The sequence below is a fragment of the Agarivorans sp. B2Z047 genome (genome assembly GCF_023373605.1).
Lineage (GTDB): Bacteria > Pseudomonadota > Gammaproteobacteria > Enterobacterales > Celerinatantimonadaceae > Agarivorans > Agarivorans albus.
Map to the genome: position 1 here is coordinate 2,415,345 of NZ_CP088080.1, position 19,691 is coordinate 2,435,035.

Sequence of the window (19,691 nt, forward strand, 5' to 3'; positions counted from 1 at the left end):
ATGCGTATATTGTTGCCTCTGCTATTGTTGTTTTTTTCTTCTGCTAGTTATGCCGCTGATGGCTTGAGTTTAACCTCATCTTGGGTTGGCTATAGTGCCTTAGTCATTTTTGCCATTGCTTACTTATTGGTGATGAGTGAAGAGGTTATTCATCTAAGAAAGTCGAAACCCGTGCTGGTCGCCGCAGGCTTAATTTGGTTTTTGATTGCTATTTATTATCGCGGCTCTGGTCACGAAGAGCTGGTAACCGATGCCTTTCGCCATAACTTACTGGAGTTTTCAGAGTTAATGCTGTTCTTGCTGGTGGCGATGACATACATCAATGCCATGGAGGAACGACGCTTATTTGATGCATTGCGAGCTTGGCTGGTTAGTAAAAAACTGAGTTATCGTAAGCTGTTTTGGTTAACGGGCTGCTTAGCCTTTGTTATTTCGCCGGTGGCCGATAACCTTACCACTGCACTACTGATGTGTGCGGTGGTGACTAAAGTAGCGCAAGGTAACAGCCGATTTATTAACCTAGCGTGTATCAATATTGTTGTTGGCGCTAATGCGGGTGGCGCATTTAGTCCTTTTGGTGATATTACTACCCTGATGGTTTGGCAAAAAGGTTTGGTTACTTTTGGTCAGTTCTTCGATTTGTTAATCCCTTCATTTGTTAATTTTGTTATTCCTGCCTTTATCATGTCGATGTTTGTTTCTGCTGAAGCAGTAGAAGCAGAACACGAAGAAGTTGAATTAAAGCGCGGCGCAAGACGAATTGTTGGTTTGTTTTTGATCACTATTGCCACCGCTGTAATGGGGCATAGCTTGTTCCACATGCCACCGGTAATGGGCATGATGATGGGCTTAGGTTACTTACAGTTCTTTGGTTTCTTCTTGCGCAAAACACTTGCGTCTAGCTTGCATAAAAAAGCCGTTGATGCGATTTCTCATCGTGATGACGCCCGATTAAAAGCCTTAGGCAGTGTAGTACCCTTTGATATTTTTAACCGGGTAGCACGGGCCGAGTGGGACACCTTACTGTTCTTCTACGGTGTGGTCGTTTGTGTTGGTGGCCTTGGATTTATTGGTTACCTAGAAATGGCATCTAACACCATGTACTTAAATTGGGACCCAACCTACGCCAATATTGCCGTTGGGGTATTAAGCGCCATTGTAGATAACATCCCAGTGATGTTTGCAGTTCTTACCATGGAGCCAGCAATGTCCTTAGGCCAATGGTTATTGGTGACGCTAACCGCAGGGGTGGGTGGTAGCATGTTATCGATTGGCTCTGCGGCAGGGGTTGCGTTAATGGGGCAGGCTAGAGGCCACTATACCTTTATTAGCCACCTGCGCTGGGCACCGGTTATTGCCTTAGGTTATGCCGCATCTATTGTTTGCCACTTAATGCTGAATAAAGCGTTGTTCTAAATTCCCTTTAAATAAAAAAGGCCACCATATGGTGGCCTTTTTTTATAAACAGCATTGTTATTCATGTGCTGGGCAGCGGGCTATTTCTTGTACGCCGCCTTTATCGTCACTTTGCTCGAGAATCACATCGAAGCCCCATAAGCGATGAAGGTGTTTAATCACCTCATCTTTGCTTTTGCCTAGTGGAATGCCTTGATGAGGGACGTAGCGTAAGGTAAGTGAACGGTCCCCACGAAGGTTTACGTTATGAACTTGAATATTAGGTTCAATGTTACTTAGATTGTATTGGGCGCTTAGCGCTTCACGCACTTGTTGGTAGCCATGGTCATCATGAATGGCTTTAACTTTTAAGTAGGGCTTGTTTTCGTCATCATCGAGGGTGAATAGTTTTAAGTCACGAATTACTTTAGGCGATAAGTACTGGCTAATAAAACTTTCATCCTTAAAGTTTTGCATAGCAAAGTGTAGGGTTTGAAGCCAATCACTGCCCGCGATATCGGGGAACCATTTGCGGTCCTCATCGGTGGGTGATTCACATATTCTACGGATATCGGTCATCATAGCGAAACCCAGCGCGTAAGGGTTTATCCCGTTAAAATATGGACTGTTATAAGCCGGTTGCATCACTACGCTGGTGTGGCTGTGTAAAATTTCAAGAATAAAACGCTCGCTCACTTGTCCATGGTCGAACATATGGTTGGTGATGGTGTAATGCCAGAACGTAGCCCATCCTTCATTCATCACTTGAGTTTGCTTTTGAGGGTAAAAATACTGACTTATTTTTCTTACTATGCGAACAATTTCTCGCTGCCAAGTCTCCAATAAGGGGGCATGTTTTTCGATGAAGTAGAGAATGTTTTCTTCTGGAGAAGCGGGGAAACGCTGACGCTTTTCTACGTTTGGATCTTCTTTGGTAGGAATGGTTTTCCACAGTTCATTGATTTGGCTCTGTAAGTATTCTGCTCGAGCGTCTTGGCGAGATTTTTCCTCTTCCATTGAAATTGGGCTAGGGCGCTTGTAACGGTCGACACCGTAATTCATTAAAGCGTGGCAAGAGTCGAGCAAGTCTTCAACCGCTTGTACGCCATGGCGAGCTTCGCACTTGCTAATGTAGTTTTTGGCAAATACCAGATAATCGATAATTGAGCTGGCATCGGTCCAAGTTTTAAACAGGTAATTGTTTTTGAAAAAACTATTGTGGCCAAAGCAGGCATGGGCGATAACCAAAGCCTGCATTGGCATGGTGTTTTCTTCCATTAAGTAAGCAATACAAGGATCTGAATTAATAACAATTTCGTAGGCCAAGCCCATTTGACCGCGTTTGTAGGTTTGTTCAGTTTGGATGAATTTTTTGCCATAGGACCAGTGGTGATAACCAATCGGCATACCTACGCTGGAATAGGCATCCATCATTTGTTCGGCGGTAATTACTTCAATTTGATTAGGATAGGTATCTAATTGATAGTGTTGTGCAACCTTCTCAATTTCTTGATGATAAAGCTCAAGCATTTCAAAGGTCCAATCTGGTCCATCGGGCAACATCTTTGTTTTGCTCATAAGGGCCTCACACAGTGGCTTTTTTGAAGAGGTCTCTAAATGTCGGTAATATTTCCTCGGCATTTTTCACATGACGAATAGAGAAGTTAGGGAAAATTTCACTGAGTTGTTCGTATTCGTGCCACAAGCTTTGGTGGGCACGGCTGGTTATTTCTATGTAAGCGTAATGGCGACTTAGGGGTAGCAGCGTTTTTTCCAGTAATGCGCGACACTTGGGTGAATCGTCGGCCCAGTTATCGCCGTCGGAAGCTTGTGCTGCGTATATGTTCCATTGGTTTTGCGGGTAGCGCTCTTCAATAATTTTATCCATTAAGTTAAGTGCGCTAGATACAATGGTGCCACCGGTTTCTTGAGAGTAGAAAAATTCATGCTCATCAACTTCTTTAGCTTGAGTATGGTGACGAATAAACACTACCTCGATTTTCTCGTAACTGCGGGTCAAAAATAGATAGAGCAGTAAGTAGAAACGCTTGGCAATGTCTTTGGTGGCTTGGTCCATAGAGCCAGAGACATCCATTAAACAAAACATCACCGCCTGGCTGCTTGGTACTGGGTGTTTAGCGAAGTTATTAAATTTAAGATCGAAGGTATCGATAAATGGGATGTTCGAAAGCTTACGCTTTAGTACTTCAATTTCTGCTTTTATCGCTTCAATCTCACTATGTGGAACTTGCGAGTCTGATTGGCTTTGTTCAAGTTGTTGTTCCAATGCACGTAAGCGTTTGCGCTTGTCTCCTCCCATCGCCATTCGTCGCGCTAGCGAGTTTTGTAAAGAGCGCACAATATTTATATTGGCTGGCACCCCGTCGTTGGTAAAGCCGGCGCGGGCGGTGCGGTATTCAACAATGCTATCTACGTCTGTTTCTTGAAGGTTGGGTAGCTCCAAATCGTCAAATAGAATATCAAGGTATTCGTCTTTGGAAATGTTAAATTGAAATTCTTCGGTACCTTCGCCTTGGTCACTGGCCTCACCATCACCTGGTCCTCCAGCTCCTTCTCCTCCAGGAGGTCGTTCTATTTTGTCGCCTGTTCCAAACTGATCGTTACCAGGTAGGGTACGTTGGCGATGCCCCCCTTCACCTTGGTGAAAAAAGGGCTCGGTAATATCTTTATGAGGAATGCTTATGCTTTCGCTGTTCTCCAAGTCTTGGATACTGCGCTGATTAACCGCATCGTTTACTGCGCGTTTAATTTGGCTTTTATAGCGGCGAATAAAGCGCTGGCGGTTCACCGCGCTTTTATTCTTACCATTTAAACGTCGATCGATAAAATGAGCCATAGGCGCCCTCCATCAAATCTAAGACGATTTACGAACGCGTAAATACCATTCCGACAACAAGCGCACTTGTTTGCGGGTGTATCCTTTCTCCATCATTCGGGCAACAAAATCATCGTGTTTCTGTTGGTCGTCGGCAGAGGTTTTAGTATTGAATGAAATAACAGGTAGCAAGTCTTCGGTATTCGAGAACATTTTCTTCTCGATAACTGTGCGAAGTTTTTCGTAGCTGGTCCAGTTAGGGTTTTTGCCGTCATTGCCTGCGCGAGCGCGGAGTACAAAGTTGACGATTTCATTACGAAAATCTTTGGGGTTACTAATACCCGCGGGTTTCTCTATTTTTTCTAGTTCGGCATTGAGTGCTGCGCGGTCAAATAGTTGCCCAGTATCAGGATCTCGATATTCCTGGTCTTGAATCCAAAAGTCGGCGTAAATAACGTAGCGGTCAAATATGTTTTGTCCGTATTCTGAGTACGACTCTAAATAAGCGGTTTGAATTTCTTTGCCGATAAAGTCTACGTACTTAGGAATTAAGTAGCCTTTTAAGTGTTCTAAGTAGCGATCTGCCACTTCTTGGCTATATTGCTCCCGCTCTATTTGTTGTTCAAGCACATAGAACAGATGCACCGCGTTAGCCGCCACCTCGGTGGTATCAAAATTAAATACCCGCGATAGTATCTTGAAGGCGAAACGGGTAGATAAACCCTCCATGCCTTCATTTACCCCAGCAAAATCACGATACTCCTGATAAGACTTGGCTTTAGGATCGGTGTCTTTAAGTGTTTCACCGTCGTAAACTCGCATTTTTGAATAGATGCTTGAGTTTTCTGGGTCTTTAAGCCGCGATAGGACTGAAAACTGCGATAATAACTCCAAGGTGCTAGGTGCACATTTGGCTGTGTTTAACTCACTATTATCCAGTAGTTTTTGATAAATTTTTATCTCTTCGCTTACTCGTAAGCAATAAGGCACTTTTACAATATAAACACGGTCTAAAAAGGCCTCGTTGTTTTTGTTGTTTTTAAAGCTTTGCCACTCGGATTCATTTGAGTGAGCTAAAATAATGCCTTCGAAGGGAATTGCCGAGAGCCCTTCGGTACCGTTGAAGTTACCTTCTTGGGTGGCGGTGAGTAGAGGGTGTAGCACCTTAATAGGCGCTTTAAACATCTCTACAAACTCCATTAAACCTTGGTTAGCTCTACATAGTGCTCCTGAGTAGCTGTAGGCATCGGGGTCGTTTTGCGCAAAATGTTCTAATTGGCGAATGTCTACTTTACCCACCAGAGATGAAATATCTTGATTGTTTTCATCGCCGGGCTCAGTTTTAGCTATCGCAATTTGGTTGATGACAGATGGGTAACATTTTACCACCTTGAACTTAGTAATATCCCCACCGTATTCATTTAAACGCTTGGCCGCCCAAGGAGACATAATGGTTTTTAAATGGCGCTTACTAATGCCGTATTCTTTTTCTAGAATGTTGCCATCTTCGTTAGCATCAAACAGACAGAATGGGTGGTCGTTTACTGGTGAGCCTTTTAAGCGGTAGATAGGTACTTGTTGCATAAGGGCTTTCAGCTTTTCGGCTAAGGAGGATTTACCACCGCCTACTGGACCCAACAAGTAAAGAATTTGCTTGCGCTCTTCAAGACCTTGAGAAGAGTGTTTTAGATAAGAGACAATTTGTTCAATGCTGTCTTCCATGCCGTAAAATTCTTTAAAAGCGGGATAACGAGCAATAATACGGTTGGAGAAAAGCCGGCTTAGGCGTGGGTCTTTAGAGGTATCTACCATTTCTGGCTCGCCAATGGCGAGCAAAAGGCGTTCTGCCGCACTGGCGTAAGTACTTGGTTGTTCTTTACAAAGTGTTAAAAACTGGTCGAGGGATAACTCTTCTTCTTGAGCCTGCTCGTAACGCTGTTGATAGTGGTCAAAAATACTCATGGCCTAGGCCTCCTAAATACAAGCTATCTCTATAAAAGATAGAATTTGGAAACAAAAGATTTCATGAAGCGCTAAAATAAGTTTATACCATGGCAAAAATAAATTTCTAAAAAATAAGCATTTTTTTAAAAACCTTTAGTCATTAATTGTTGCCATCCTGTCCGTTCTAGATTTCCCGCGCAAGGCTCTTTGAGTATTACAAACAGGCGTGATTTGCTTCGCTCTATTTAAGTAAAGTACGTTTAAAGAAATAAAAGAGATCGAAAAATGCATCGTTTCTTCAGCGTGTTAGGCTGCTCACATAAAGTTAATGAATTGTAAAATTTATAGTTGACCTACAAAATCAGCATGCTAATTTAGTTTAGTAGCTTGAACCTTCTAGCTTTGGTCGGCGAGCACTACATCGAGGGGAGTAGTGTTGAAGGTTTCCAAAAAGCACGTTTCCATTGGCTCTTGCTTTGCAAGAGCTCTTTTTTTGTCTTTTTTATAGAAATATCGCCCTGTTTATCATTGTTTAGACTAAAGGATGACAGAAGGGTTTTGGTCTTCATTTTATTTCTATTCAATAGCTTACGTGTGAATCTTTGAATAAATAAAGCACCTTTGCTATTGAGTGTCTCATCTATACCAAAGTATAAGTTTCAAGTGGCTAAATGCGCCCTAAGTTAATGTTTAACAAATTGTTAACTTTTGGTCTGCTTTGTTGGTGTCTTTTTTCGATTATCAGCATCTTAGCTCCAGTAGGATAAGTATCGCTAGATATGGACATTCAAACTTGGACTTCTTTATTCGTTGCGGCTAGTTTCACGCTGTATATGGTGATAGCCATTTGGGCTAAAGCCAACAATACCCAGGACTTCTACGTTGCTCATGCCTGCATTCATCCGCTTACCAATGGCATGGCTACCGCTGCTACTTGGATGTCGGCAGCTTCTTTTATTTCTTTGGCTGGGGTTATCTCATTTCTCGGCTACGACGGGGCCGTTTATTTAATGGGCTGGACAGGCGGGTACGTGTTGCTAGCAGTATGTTTAGTGCCCTACTTACATCGTTTTGGCCAATACTCTGTCGCCGATTTTTTTGGTCAGCGTTATTACTCTAAGCGGGCGAGAGTGCTAGCGGTAATATGCACGGTGTTCATTTCTTTTGTTTATGTTGCTGGGCAAATGCGCGGCGTTGGTGTGGTGTTTGCGCGCTTTTTAGAAGTGAACGTAAATTTAGGCATATTATTGGGCATGGCAATCGTGTTCTTTTACGCGGTGTGGGGAGGAATGAAGGGCATTACCTATACCCAGGTTGCGCAATATTGCGTACTGGTTTTTGCCTTTTTGGTTCCCGCTATTTTTACATCAATAGCCTTAACAGGACAAGTGTTTCCGCAGTTTGGCTTAGGTAGCAATGTTAGTGGAGCTTCAAATGTTTATTTGTTAGATAAGCTCGATGGCTTATCTGAAGAGTTAGGTTTCGCCAAGTTTACCAGTGGCACTCGAAACCTGAGTGACCAAGTGTTTATCACCGCTGCTTTGATGATGGGAACTGCTGGATTACCGCACATAATTGTACGGTTTTTTACCGTCGCTAAAGTAGCAGAAGCTAGGGCATCTGCTGGTTATGCCTTAGCTTTTATTGCTGTATTGTACACAGCAGCACCAGCGGTCGGAGCCTTTGCAAAAGTAAACATTATAGAGTCTATCAACGGCTTGGATTCAAACGGCATTGCTGAAGAACAACAACCCAGCTGGTTAGCTCATTGGCAGCAAGCTGGCCTGGTGGAGTGGCGAGATGAAAATGGTGATGGCCGTTTGTTTTACTCGGGAGATCAGCGTAATGAAGTCACCATTAATCAAGATATTGTGGTGCTGGCCTCACCGGAGTTAGCACAGTTGCCAAACTGGGTAGTGGCCTTGGTTGCTGCGGGAGGTTTAGCTGCAGCACTTTCTACCGCTGCGGGCCTGTTACTGGTGATTGCTAGCTCGATATCACATGATTTAGTGAAGCAAACTTGGCAAAAAAAGCTTAGTGATAAACAGGAGCTGAAATTGGCACGCTGCTGCGCTATTGTAGCAATTTGCGCAGCTGGCTATTTAGGCATTAACCCTCCAGCCTTAGTTGCGGAAGTGGTTGCTATTGCTTTTGGTTTGGCGGCTAGCTCGCTGTTCCCAGCCATTGTTTTAGGTATATTTGTTAAGTCCATTGGGCGTACAGCGGTAATAAGCGGCATGCTGAGCGGCATGAGTATCACTTTGGCTTACGTGGGTATCTTTAAGTTTGTTTCTCCAGGCCTAAATCATTCGGAGTACTGGCTTTGGGGGATTTCTCCAGAGGGAATTGGCGCCCTGGGAATGCTAGCAAATTTTGCGATAGTGTTTATTGTCCAGCGCTATACTCAGCCAGCGCCCGTTAGTGTTCAAAACTTAGTACTTAGACTGCGTAAGCCATAGCTCTACCGCGTTTTTGCTGTCCACTATCTACTACAGCCTCATCGCGCCTTTTCTCGTTAGTTACATCGCACTTTGCGATTGGCTTACCTAGGCTATGCAATAGTGTAAAAGGGTGATTGCTTTTTTTTAACTTACGGTTAACAATCGTTTGCGAAAAAAACTAAGCTTTTGAATTAGCTATTTAAATTACATGGACGTAATACGATGAAATTGATTTTTGTGCATGGCTGGAGTGTGACTAATACCTCCACATACGGCGAGCTACCACAGTCTTTAGTGGCTAAAGCTAGCGCTGCAGGTTTGCAGCTAGATTTAGAACACATCTATTTGGGTAAATACATTAGCTTCCACGATGAAGTCTCGATGGATGATATCGCGCGAGCTATGCAGCAAGCCTTATTAGATTTACCCGGTAACGAAACAGGCATTCAAGAGTTCTCTTGTATTACCCACTCTACTGGTGGGCCGGTTGTGCGTTCTTGGGTTGATAAGTATTACGGTGCGGCAGGTTTAGCTTCTTTACCGCTTAAGCATTTAGTGATGCTAGCACCAGCTAACCATGGCTCTAGTTTAGCGGTGTTAGGCAAACAGCGAGTTGGGCGTATCAAATCTTGGTTTGCGGGTGTTGAGCCAGGCCAAAGAGTATTAGATTGGCTGTGCCTGGGTAGCCAAGGTCAGTGGCAGCTAAATGAAAATGGTATGGCTTATGATTATGTTGGCAACAGCTTTTATCCCTTTGTATTAAGTGGGCAGGGGATTGATACTAAGTTCTATGATTTTTTAAACGGCTACTTGGTAGAGTCTGGCTCAGATGGCGTGGTACGCGTAGCCGGTGCCAATATGAATTACCGTTATTTTGCTCTAGAGCAGTCTGAAGAACAGCTGACAGGTTTTCAAGGTAAAGCATATCGACTAAATCCTAGCGAAGTTGAACCTGTTCGACGCCCTGCGGAAGTGCCTATTGGGATACTAAGTGAATTTAGTCATTCAGGGACCAAAATGGGCATTATGGCGAATAAAGCGAGCTCTGCTAATCATCATATCGTTGTTGACCAAGTGCTTGCGTGCTTGCAGGTAAACAGTACCAGTGATTACCAGCAACGCAGTACTGAGCTAACGAAGTTAAGCCAAGCCGAACAAGCCAAAGTGCCGCTCGGTAAAAAGCGAACCATAGGTAAATATTGCATGTTGGTTGTACGGGTTAGAGACCAAACTGGCGAGCACATTCACAATGAAAACTACGATGTTTTGCTACTAGCAGGTAAAGGTTATAAACCTCATCAATTACCAGATGGCTTCTTTGTCGATAAGCAAATGAATAAAGCAACACATAGCTTGGTGTATTACATTGATGCCGACAAAATGTCGCAAATTAAAGATAACTGTTTTGGACTGCAAGTGATGGCTAGACCAAACAAGGGCTTTTCTTTTTACACCAACACCCAGTTTCGCTCTGAGGGTTTAGCCATCGATGAGGTGTGTGCTGCTAATCAAACCACCTATATCGATATCACCATTCATCGCGATGTCGATAAAAATGTGTTTAGGTTTGCGTCTGCTAAAGCGCCACGAGAAAGCTTTAAGAACATAAAACCCTCTGGTGATACTATTTCTTGAAATTGAGTAGGAGAAATTGGGTTGTTTAAACTTATCGCAATAACTCTAGCGCTGTTTTATAGCATCTCAGCGAATGCAGGTTGTGGAAGAGATGTGTTTGAGTGCCGAGTTTATCAAGGCGATGAGATAACGCTTGTGCCTTGTGAGATAAAAATCTGTGCCAGAGCTAACGATTCAACAATCTATTGGGCGCTGCAAGATGGCACCGAGATTTATGATCATGCGGAACAAGGCTTTAATGAAGTCACCATTAATAAGGAAGCGGCGCAGCAGCTTCCGAGTGACATCTTAAAAGACCCAGTAACTTGTTACAGTGCACTGGGTAAGGCGATGATTATATGTGCTGACAACGTATCGTTATAGGCACTACAGCATATAGCGAAGTCGTAAGCCAAAAATGGTATCTCCAGCTGTGTTTACGCCTTTGGTGGCTGCTTTGGTAAAGTAGTATTGAATATCAGGCGCGATACTTAAGCGATTAGTCAGTTTTATATCGTAGTAAATCTCGATGGACTTTTCGTTACCGTGTTGTTTGCGGATCCTATCAACGGGTTCTACTTCGGCGTATCCAATGCCTAAAACATCTTGGTTATCTATCAAATCATTTATCACTAGGCCGGCCACGGCAACCGCTTTAGTTTTTGCAGCATAACGTTGATAAGAGCGATTGTAGCGAGCAAATATACCTAGGTTGCCAAAGTCTTGGCTTATACTCACCGATAAAGTTTGACCGGCCTTATTTGCCTCTAACTCATTTGCTGAGGTATGTGAGCTAGTTGTATCGTCAATGTCTGCAAGACTGATTTTGTACTCACCTTCACCAAAGTCAAAGCTTGGTGTTAGCCCTAGTTCAAGATGGCGTACAAATTTCCCATCACTAAAGCTACGAATGTCGATATCTTTGCCGTTAGGTTTCGCATCGTTAAACCCCACCTGCACATAGGCCCATTGGTTTTGAACTGACAATGTCGCGCCTAGTGCACGTTGACCACTAGTCCAACTTAAGCCTTGGTGTGAAAATGGCGAGGCCATAAAGGTGCTACGGTCATCACTTAGATATTTGTTGGTTGCCCATAGTCGGGTGGTGTAAAGGTGTCCTAGGCGATAGGTGAGTCCATGGTTTAGTAAGCTATGTTCCCACCATAAGCCGTTAATTGCGGTGATGTTTTGGTCTGGTCCTGTCATTCCACCATTTGGTTGACTTGGCCCTAATCCGACATCGTCGGCAAATTTTCGGGTATAGCTGTTGTTAAGCATGTTAACCATCACGCCGGCAAACACTAGCTTGCCGTAACCTTGTTGGTCTTCCCAAAATCGCTTGGTAATAATCAGGTCGGTTTCGTTATCAAGGTAGTTATGTCCATGGCCATCGGTTTGGGCAATAGGCGCAATTTGGATTTGATAGTCTAAGCCATGATTTAACGACAAGTAACGTTTCATGCTTTGATAATTGCTTAGTTCATCGACATCACTCAGCAAGGGTTTGTGGTTGTAAGGGGAAACCTGTTTGGACAAATCTGCAAATTGTTGCGCTTGCAAACCCTTACTTAGTCCTAATGCTAACAGTGATAAACAAATCAGAATTTGTACGCTTTGCATGATGATGACTCAGTAAATATTGGGTGACATATTCTCTTATGCAAACATCTAACTGTTGAGTAAATTACGGTTTACTCCCGTTAATACAATAAGTTAACGCTTCTTGCCTGGCTGTTTGTTACCTAAAGTTACCTAGCTCCGGTTTTGCGTTCTGCTTAACACTCCAGTGTGTAACTGCTTAGCCAGTTAGCCTTGGTTTAACGTTGCTTTAGTTTTTTGAATACAGGAGCAAACTTATGTGGGTGTGTTTATGTGAGCAGATTAACGATCAAGCATTGACAGTTAGTTATGTGCAAGGCTTAAAAACGGTTAAGCAGTTAAAACAAGCAAAGCAGTTGGGCAGCACTTGCGGTAAGTGCATTCGACTGGCAAAACAAAAGCTTGCTCAATTAGATAGCTCTCTTATTCAAGTAAGCCTGCTAACTGAGGAGCGCTAAGTAGCGAAGCGACTAAACTTTAGTCATTATGAGTGTTGTACATGTATTAAATGATAAAAATTCATTTAATACATAGAGCTAGAGCGGCTACACTGATATTTGTAAATTTTGCTTACTAACTCGGAGCTCTACTATGTTTAAGGCACTCGTTCTCGATCAAGTTGAGAAACAAACCACTTCTAGCATTCGCCAACTTAATGATACCGACTTGCCCGAGAGTGACGTAATTGTAAAAGTTGATTATTCCTCACTTAACTATAAAGACGGCCTAGCCATTACCGGTAAAGGTAAAATTGTTCGCAATTTCCCTATGGTACCCGGAATTGATTTAACCGGTACCGTTGAGCAATCTCATGACCCACGTTACGCCGCTGGTGACAAAGTGGTGTTGACCGGTTGGGGAGTTGGTGAAGGTCATTGGGGCGGAATGGCAGAAAAAGCCAGTTTAAAAGCGGATTGGTTAGTTCCTCTGCCTGAAGGCTTAAGTGGTAAGCAAGCCATGATGGTAGGTACTGCTGGTTTTACCGCTATGTTGTGTGTACAAGCCTTAGTTGATGCCGGTATTACGCCTGAATCGGGTGAAATTCTAGTTACAGGTGCTAGTGGCGGTGTTGGCTCGGTAGCCGTTACCTTACTTGCTAAGCTGGGATATAAAGTGGCTGCTGTTAGTGGTCGAATAGAACAAAATGGTGCTTTATTAGAAGAACTTGGCGCTAGTCGAATTATCGACCGTAGCTTGTTTGAAGAGCCAGCGCGCGCCTTAGAAAAACAAGTTTGGGCCGGTGCAGTTGATACCGTGGGTAGCAAGGTATTGGCTAAAGTACTGGCTCAAATGGATTACAATGGCGCCGTTGCCGCATGTGGCTTAGCTGGCGGCTTCGATTTACCGACTACGGTAATGCCGTTTATTTTGCGTAATGTTAGCTTGTTAGGCATAGATTCAGTGAGCTGCCCACGTGCGAAGCGGATTAAAGCGTGGCAACGTTTAGCTGAGTTGCTTCCAGATAGTTACTACAAGCAAGCGTGCACCGAAGTGGAATTAGAGCAAGTCGCGGAATACGCTGAAGCTATAACGAATGGCCAAGTCACTGGGCGGGTGGTTATCAAACTATAAAACTTAGTAACTTACGTCTAAGCCGACCAATAAGGTCGGCTTTTTTGTTGCTCTGCTTTTGATTGCTTAGCACTTATTCTACTAATCCCATGTCTTGCACTCGTTTACTTATTAAGCGGCTACATTCTTGTTTAATTACATTGCGTAGCCAAATTTGCGGAGCAGAGTGCTCGCAGCGTGGGTGCCATAACAGTGAGTAGTCAAAAGGCTTAAATTCAAAAGGCAGCAGTTTAACTACTAATTGATTCTTTTCCGCGACTAAATAGGCTAGGTCAGCGGGAACCGTAATAATCACCGGGACTTGTTCACTAATTGCTAGGGCCGCTTCTAAGTGGTAAGCGCGAAGCAGCAGTTGTGGTTTATCTTGACCAGATAATGCTTCATCCAGCAAGCTTTTAACGCCATCGCTAATAGCTATCATCGCGTGTGGATAAGCCAAATATTCTTTTAGAGTGAGTTCTTTGTTTGCCAATGGGTGATGCTTAGCAAGTAAGCAAAATACACTCACTAAACCCAAACTGTCTTTAGCAAGCGGGGCTACTGGTTTGGTAGGTCGACAAATCGCCATATCGCAGCCATCTGCAGATAACTGTTGGGCGAGTTGTTCATGCTGCAAAGGAGCAAATTCGAGAGAGATATTCGGTGCTTCTTGGTAAATCCTTGCTAGGGCAAAGGGCAGAATAGTTTGCATTGCATAGTCAGTAGTGGCGATGGTGAAATGTTGACTGCATTCTGCAGGGTTAAACACATTTGGGCTAAGTACCTGACGCAGGTTTTCTAAGGGGCCTTGTAAGGCTTGATTCAATTCTAAGGCTCGCTCAGTAGGCACCAAACCTTGGCCTTGGCGAATAAACAAAGGGTCATTGAGTAAGTCACGTAGGCGGGTTAATACTCTACTCATCGCCGATTGACTAAGACTCAAGCGGATAGCCGCTTTACTTACGCTACCTTCCTCGATGAGCACCTTTAAAGCTATGAGTAAGTTTAGGTCACGACGATAGATTTCTTCTAAGTCCATAATACTAAATACTGTCTAAACAATTGCTTAAGTATGCGTTATTTGCACAGGAGTCGGTATAAATCTTTGGCTTGTAGAAAGCTTTTTAAGAATTAATAACGAAGATGATTCGATGTTGGAAGGGGAGTTTAGCGCTTGGTTAAGTATTCTAACCGACAAACTGCGTCGGTTAGAACGTTAGTCTTATTCATGTTTTTTATCTTAATGGTGACTTTTTAGTATGGCTGCTACGTCCATTATTACTAAGTAAGAGGCGACTAATGCCAGGAATATTCCTACAAAAATCATAATGTTGTCCTTATTCTCGCGTTTAATTATTAAAACCAACAGTTCCGACAACAGTGCAATGAAGGTTTTAACGATGTATATCTTTCTTATTATTTTTTGCAGCGTATTTAGCTTATAACAGCTAGTACCCTGTCTTGCTATTAAAGCTACAAGCTTAAATAGTCATACAATTAAAGCCTATTTTTTAAACAGATGTCTGTGAGATTGATCTTGTTTTGCTTAAGAAATGGGGCATTTCAATCAGATTAGTGAAGCTAAGCGCCTTAAGTAACAAAATTTGTTAGCGTTAAACCAGTAATGGCAATATAGCTTCCGCCGATGAACCTAAGCGGGCAAACAAACTATTTGTATTACCAATTTCGGTTTAGAGTGGAACTAAGCCAGAGTGTTTCTCTTGGCTAGCGATACAAAACTAGGCGCATTTAGCTGGTTAACAAGCCTACTAGTTTTAGCCTGTGTTCGCTTATATCTGGTGCAACTGGAAAATTAACCACTGGGGTTGTGGTGTTCAAGATCATTACTTAATAAGTTATTAAACAGTTATTTTGCTTTATAGTTTGCCTATAAGTTCGTTCCTCGCAATATCAATAATTTCATCGCTTACTCTGCTTTTATCTAGATTTTACAAGTTGTGAAGACAAAAAGATTAATCGCAAATAGTGCGAAGTCGGTCACTTTACAATCACAATCTTTTGCCACATTATAGTTTTGTATTACTAATACAATATGATCATTTTTACCGTAGTTAGGAGGTTTAAATGGGAACTTATCGCCGGCTAATCATTTAAGAGAGCGAATAGTCTGGAAAGGAAAAGTCATTTGGTTGTATTTCGTTAAATAGGTTTCGGACTGTTTAACTACGGATGACCTTAGCAATATTAGTATTTTAACTATTACAATAATATTATTTATACCTACAAGGAGGTTTAAATGAAACCGTCTAAGCTGCTGCTAATCCCTATGAGCACAACTTTTATGTTTGGTTGTTTTGAGGCGCCAGAAGTATACGTTCCGCCACCAGAGCCGACTTATGCCATTGAAGAGGTTACTTGGAATATTACAAGTGCAACGTCTCTTATAGCACCTACATCTGCAGAGTATCCAGAAGTTTACTATTTCGAAAATGATATTCTAAAAATTTATACCTACAACGAAACAGATGACCTCTACACGTATAGCCAGCAGGCCTATACTGTTTATGAAACAACAATTACTTATGGCGACGTCGATGGTACTTATGAAGTAGTTGATGGCGCCTTATCAATTACTTATACAAAAGACTCTGTAGAGTATACGGACGACGGCACAGAGGTTACCAATCAAGCGGTACTTGATTCTATTGCTGCTGCCGAAGAAGAAGACGGTTCTGGAGTTGAAATTCCTGACGCTGTGAATGAATACCAGTTCTCAAATGGGGATTTTGAGTCCGATAGCGGAACTGCAGCGAATGATATCTATGCCTCGTCTGAAGACGTAAACTTTTCTGCTGCTGCCGGTATGGGCGGTGTAGACGCAACAGCGATTACTTTCGATCAGTTTAATGCTGGTTCAGGTGCTTATGGTTATTTGAAGTATGATTCTTCAGAAATTGTTGAAGGTGTAACTTATGGTTCAGATACGCTGTCTACAGAAGAGTCACCTTCGTTCTCTTTAGAAGCTGTAATCAATGCCAACACTGCTGCTGCTGAAAACATGCAAATCGTTCAATTTGCTGAAACCAGCAATAATGATAAAGGCTTTAACTTTTACATTGCTTCAGACCAAACTATTCGCTTTAAGCTTTATGGTGCTGGTGGCAATACTGTTGAAGTGACCGCCGCAACCGCTTTCGAAACAGACAATTGGTATCACTTAGCTGCTGTGTATGACGCAGATGACGGTGATACAGGAACTATCAAGATTTATGTTAATGGTGAATTAGATAATTCTCGCGATGTTTCTGTTGATTACGGCTTTAACACCGAAGATGATTTTTACATTCTGGGTGGTGCAAACAGTAAAGACCGAAACTTCAAAGGTACTGTAGATAACATTGCCACTTGGAGCGAAGCTTTGGACGCGCTTCAAGTTGCTCAACGTGCATCTCAGTTTGCTAATGGAGAAGAGCCTGTAGATCCGCCTGTTGATCCAGATGTACCAGCTGCTAACTATCAGTGGGAATTTTCTACCATTGACGGAGATGCTGCCATCGGTGATTACACATTAAGTATGAGCAAATCTAGTGATAACCCACGTGAGGTTGTAACCGGTGCATTTGGTACGGGAAGTGCTGTTCAAATTACTCAAGCTGAAGGTGGAAACTTTGGATACCACTACATTGATGATGTAGATATGTCGACGAGCCCACTAGCAGCAGCTGATGGTGTTATTTCTTTTGAAATACTGTTTAAGTCAACTGACGCTGCATTTAACTCTGATGCTGGTCAAGATTTACAGTTGATTGAAAATGTTGATAGTAGCCGAGGTTATAAATTAGTTATCGACCAGACTACTTTACTTCCTCGATTGAGAATTTATAACGGCTCAAGCTCTACTTCAGTAATTGGTGCAACACCTTTACAAGATGATGAATGGACACACATTGTTGCAACTTACGATGGTACAACTGCAACCGTGTATGTAAATGGTGTGCAAGATGCTACTCAAGAGGTTACTGACTTCTTACCGAACGAAAGTACAAGCGACAAGCTTTACATCGGTGGTGGCGCCAACAGTTCACAGAAAAACCTTGAAGGCGCTATCGATAACGTTGCGTTCTGGTTAGACACCTTAACTGCTGAAGAAGTGGCTGCACGCGCTGAAGCACTAGGTTTTACTGTTAACTAGTAACATAAAGCTAACCCTCACCGCTATAGGTGAGGGTTTTGTTTAGCGAGTTCATCTTTTATTGCTCAATTAGACATAAATGGAAACATCGCCGACCAGCAAGCTAGTTGTGATGCAATAGTCGTGAATTTGTAAATCGCTAACAATAGCAGTTCTAAAATGCACCTTATATGGTGCATTTTTCTTTTCAGTAAACGCTCTTCTAAAAGTAAATGTGTCGCCTTCGAAAGTTTACATGCAATCAAGACGTTCTAACACTTCGTAAAGCACCCTAAGTTAGCAATGTATATTTTGCATTTAAATAAATTATCGAATCAATGGGCTGTAAAAGGTGATCTGTTAGACGTTTTGTTTCAACACTAATGCTGATGATCACATTTTGAACGGTTTAGTCTATAAAATGCATTAAAATGATATTGTAATACAATTAATTGTGTTCAATGTAGAGTTAAAAACATGAAATCATACAGTCTAGCGGTGTTACTAAGCGGTGGTTGTTTACTGAGTGCGAACGTTCTCGCGACTTCAGTAGACTTTCGCCATGAGTACAAAAGCGATACCAAGCAGCATGCTAGCCGAGTAAAGATGGCCCATACCTTTGAAAATAATTTCTCTATGGCTTTAGAGCTTAAATTTAAAGGAGAAGAGGGCAAATTCATGGAAGACTTACAATCAAACGGATCTGAAATCGACCTTGGCTACCGCTATAAAATTAACGATGAATGGGCGCTAATTCCTGGTATGCCTATAGAGTTTGGTCAATCCGGTGCTACCTACAAACCGCAACTCCGGTTGACCTACACCCCAGAAAAGGTAAAGGGATTGTCATTAAGTGGCCGTTACCGACTTGACGTAAAACCGGGAGAAGATATTAAGAAGTATCGCCATCGCTATACCGCCAACATTGGGTATAAGTATCAGCAATGGACATTTGGTCTAGAGGGTAACTATTACTACTCCGACAATTCTGAATATCACCTCTATAACAATGGCCGAACTAATTATGAAAACAACTTTACCATTCATTACAGCATGGGCAGTTGGACGCCGTGGTTAGAGTTTGGTGATGTTTCAGTTTCCGATCAATCTAGCCAACGAGAGTTAAGAAGCCGCATAGGCCTACGCTATAACTTCTAAAATGTGATCTGTGTATTTGTATTACAAATTATCAAGGTGTAGTCTATTTGTATTACTAAAGAGGCCGTTGGCTCTCTAACATTACTTAACCTTTAATTGAGAGTGTAGATATGTCTAATAAAGTTGCATTAATTACCGGAGCAACCGGTGGAATTGGTTTTCAAGTGGCAAAACGCTTAGGTGAAGACGGCTATACCGTTGTTTTGAACGGTATCGAAGATGAAGCCGGCGCAGCGCGTGTTGCTCAATTACAAGAACTGGGTATTGAAGCTGAATACTATAGCTTTGATGTTACTGATGAAGTTGCTGTTACCAGCAACGTGACCAAAATTGGTGAAAAGTTTGGCAAAATTGACGTGCTGGTAAACAACGCCGGTGGCTTAGGCGGTCGTAGCCCTATGGAAGAAATGACCACTGAGTTCTACCGTTTCGTAATGGCGCTAAATTTAGATAGTGCATTCTTTGTATCGCGTGCTGCAATTCCATTCTTGAAGAAAGGTGAAAATGCTTCAATCATTAATTTCACCTCAAATGCTGGTTGGAATGCCGGTGGTCCGGGTGCTGGTATATATGGTGTTTCTAAGGGAGCGGTACATACCTTAACCCGCGCGTTAGCAAAAGAACTCGCGCCAGTTGGTATTCGTGTTAACGCAGTATCTCCTGGTACTATTGATACGCCATTCCATGCTCAAATCAAAGAAACCAAGCCTGAAGTATTTGCCTCTTGGAAAGATAGCATTCTACTAGGCCGCTTAGGCCAACCAGAAGAAGTTGCTTCAACTATCTCTTTCTTGGTAAGCAAGGATGCCTCATTCATCACTGCAGAAACTGTACAGATTGGTGGTGGGCAAGCCTTAGGTATCTAATTGCTGCGTTTAGCGCTTTAGAATAGCAAAGCCACACTTACATTAAGTGTGGCTTTTTTAATGGCTGAAAGCACTCAGCGGGTGTTGTTTCTTTGGTAATGAGCTAAGACTTTAGTATTTAAGTGTTACAAATATAGCGATCAAGCCTACATTTG

General features: G+C 42.6%; 14 protein-coding genes. 9 read left to right on the forward strand and 5 right to left on the reverse strand.

Going from position 1 to position 19,691, the window contains the following annotated elements; translation table 11 throughout:
- Nucleotides 1-1,416 (forward strand): sodium:proton antiporter NhaD, encoded by a 1,416-nt coding sequence (gene nhaD, locus LQZ07_RS11190; RefSeq protein ID WP_016400510.1) that lies wholly within the window; start codon nucleotides 1-3, stop codon nucleotides 1,414-1,416.
- Between the two features lie 57 nt (nucleotides 1,417-1,473).
- Here the strand turns inward: nhaD and LQZ07_RS11195 are convergent, their stop codons facing one another.
- From LQZ07_RS11195 to LQZ07_RS11205, 3 genes are read right to left on the reverse strand one after another with little or no spacing between them, the layout of a single operon-like run.
- Entirely contained in the window at nucleotides 1,474-2,973 is a 1,500-nt protein-coding gene (locus LQZ07_RS11195; RefSeq protein WP_152782340.1) for a SpoVR family protein, read from the reverse strand.
- Nucleotides 2,974-2,980: 7 nt separating this feature from the next.
- On the reverse strand, nucleotides 2,981-4,252 hold the full coding sequence (locus LQZ07_RS11200) for a YeaH/YhbH family protein (RefSeq protein ID WP_152782342.1): 1,272 nt from the start codon (nucleotides 4,250-4,252) through the stop codon (nucleotides 2,981-2,983).
- Nucleotides 4,253-4,270: 18 nt separating this feature from the next.
- Nucleotides 4,271-6,193 carry a PrkA family serine protein kinase gene (locus LQZ07_RS11205; RefSeq protein ID WP_152782344.1) on the reverse strand — a complete coding sequence of 641 codons (1,923 nt, stop codon included), beginning with the start codon at nucleotides 6,191-6,193 and terminating at the stop codon, nucleotides 4,271-4,273.
- A 761-nt stretch (nucleotides 6,194-6,954) separates the two neighbouring features.
- Here LQZ07_RS11205 and LQZ07_RS11210 point away from each other — a divergent pair.
- The 3 genes from LQZ07_RS11210 to LQZ07_RS11220 all read left to right on the forward strand — a co-directional run bounded on the left by LQZ07_RS11210 (nucleotide 6,955) and on the right by LQZ07_RS11220 (nucleotide 10,614).
- Nucleotides 6,955-8,634 carry a sodium:solute symporter family protein gene (locus LQZ07_RS11210; protein ID WP_152782346.1) on the forward strand — a complete coding sequence of 560 codons (1,680 nt, stop codon included), beginning with the start codon at nucleotides 6,955-6,957 and terminating at the stop codon, nucleotides 8,632-8,634.
- Nucleotides 8,635-8,838: 204 nt separating this feature from the next.
- Nucleotides 8,839-10,251, forward strand: a complete 1,413-nt coding sequence (locus LQZ07_RS11215; protein ID WP_152782348.1) for a triacylglycerol lipase — start codon at nucleotides 8,839-8,841, stop codon at nucleotides 10,249-10,251.
- A gap of 21 nt (nucleotides 10,252-10,272) precedes the next feature.
- On the forward strand, nucleotides 10,273-10,614 hold the full coding sequence (locus LQZ07_RS11220) for a hypothetical protein (RefSeq protein ID WP_152782350.1): 342 nt from the start codon (nucleotides 10,273-10,275) through the stop codon (nucleotides 10,612-10,614).
- A gap of 3 nt (nucleotides 10,615-10,617) precedes the next feature.
- On the opposite strand, the gene LQZ07_RS11225 is transcribed toward LQZ07_RS11220, so the two are convergent.
- On the reverse strand, nucleotides 10,618-11,850 hold the full coding sequence (locus tag LQZ07_RS11225) for a carbohydrate porin (protein ID WP_152782352.1): 1,233 nt from the start codon (nucleotides 11,848-11,850) through the stop codon (nucleotides 10,618-10,620).
- Nucleotides 11,851-12,086: 236 nt separating this feature from the next.
- Here LQZ07_RS11225 and LQZ07_RS11230 point away from each other — a divergent pair, with 236 nt between their 5' ends.
- On the forward strand, nucleotides 12,087-12,287 hold the full coding sequence (locus LQZ07_RS11230; RefSeq protein WP_152782354.1) for a bacterioferritin-associated ferredoxin: 201 nt from the start codon (nucleotides 12,087-12,089) through the stop codon (nucleotides 12,285-12,287).
- A 133-nt stretch (nucleotides 12,288-12,420) separates the two neighbouring features.
- Nucleotides 12,421-13,401, forward strand: coding sequence for an MDR family oxidoreductase (locus tag LQZ07_RS11235; RefSeq protein WP_152782356.1), 981 nt, complete (start codon nucleotides 12,421-12,423; stop codon nucleotides 13,399-13,401).
- Between the two features lie 73 nt (nucleotides 13,402-13,474).
- Here the strand turns inward: LQZ07_RS11235 and LQZ07_RS11240 are convergent, their stop codons facing one another.
- The gene (locus tag LQZ07_RS11240; protein ID WP_152782358.1) at nucleotides 13,475-14,419 is read right to left on the reverse strand and encodes a LysR family transcriptional regulator; all 945 of its coding nucleotides are present in this window, start codon (nucleotides 14,417-14,419) and stop codon (nucleotides 13,475-13,477) included.
- A 1,218-nt stretch (nucleotides 14,420-15,637) separates the two neighbouring features.
- Between LQZ07_RS11240 and LQZ07_RS11245 the strand changes: the two genes are divergently transcribed.
- From LQZ07_RS11245 to LQZ07_RS11255, 3 genes are all read left to right on the forward strand, one after another.
- The gene (locus tag LQZ07_RS11245) at nucleotides 15,638-17,533 is read left to right on the forward strand and encodes a LamG domain-containing protein (protein ID WP_152782360.1); all 1,896 of its coding nucleotides are present in this window, start codon (nucleotides 15,638-15,640) and stop codon (nucleotides 17,531-17,533) included.
- Nucleotides 17,534-17,989: 456 nt separating this feature from the next.
- Nucleotides 17,990-18,670: an oligogalacturonate-specific porin KdgM family protein gene (locus tag LQZ07_RS11250; protein WP_152782361.1), complete on the forward strand. Its 681-nt coding sequence runs from the start codon at nucleotides 17,990-17,992 to the stop codon at nucleotides 18,668-18,670.
- Between the two features lie 110 nt (nucleotides 18,671-18,780).
- A complete protein-coding gene (locus LQZ07_RS11255; protein ID WP_152782363.1) occupies nucleotides 18,781-19,536 on the forward strand; it encodes an SDR family NAD(P)-dependent oxidoreductase in 756 nt (251 codons plus the stop codon).
- Nucleotides 19,537-19,691: the final 155 nt, after the last annotated feature.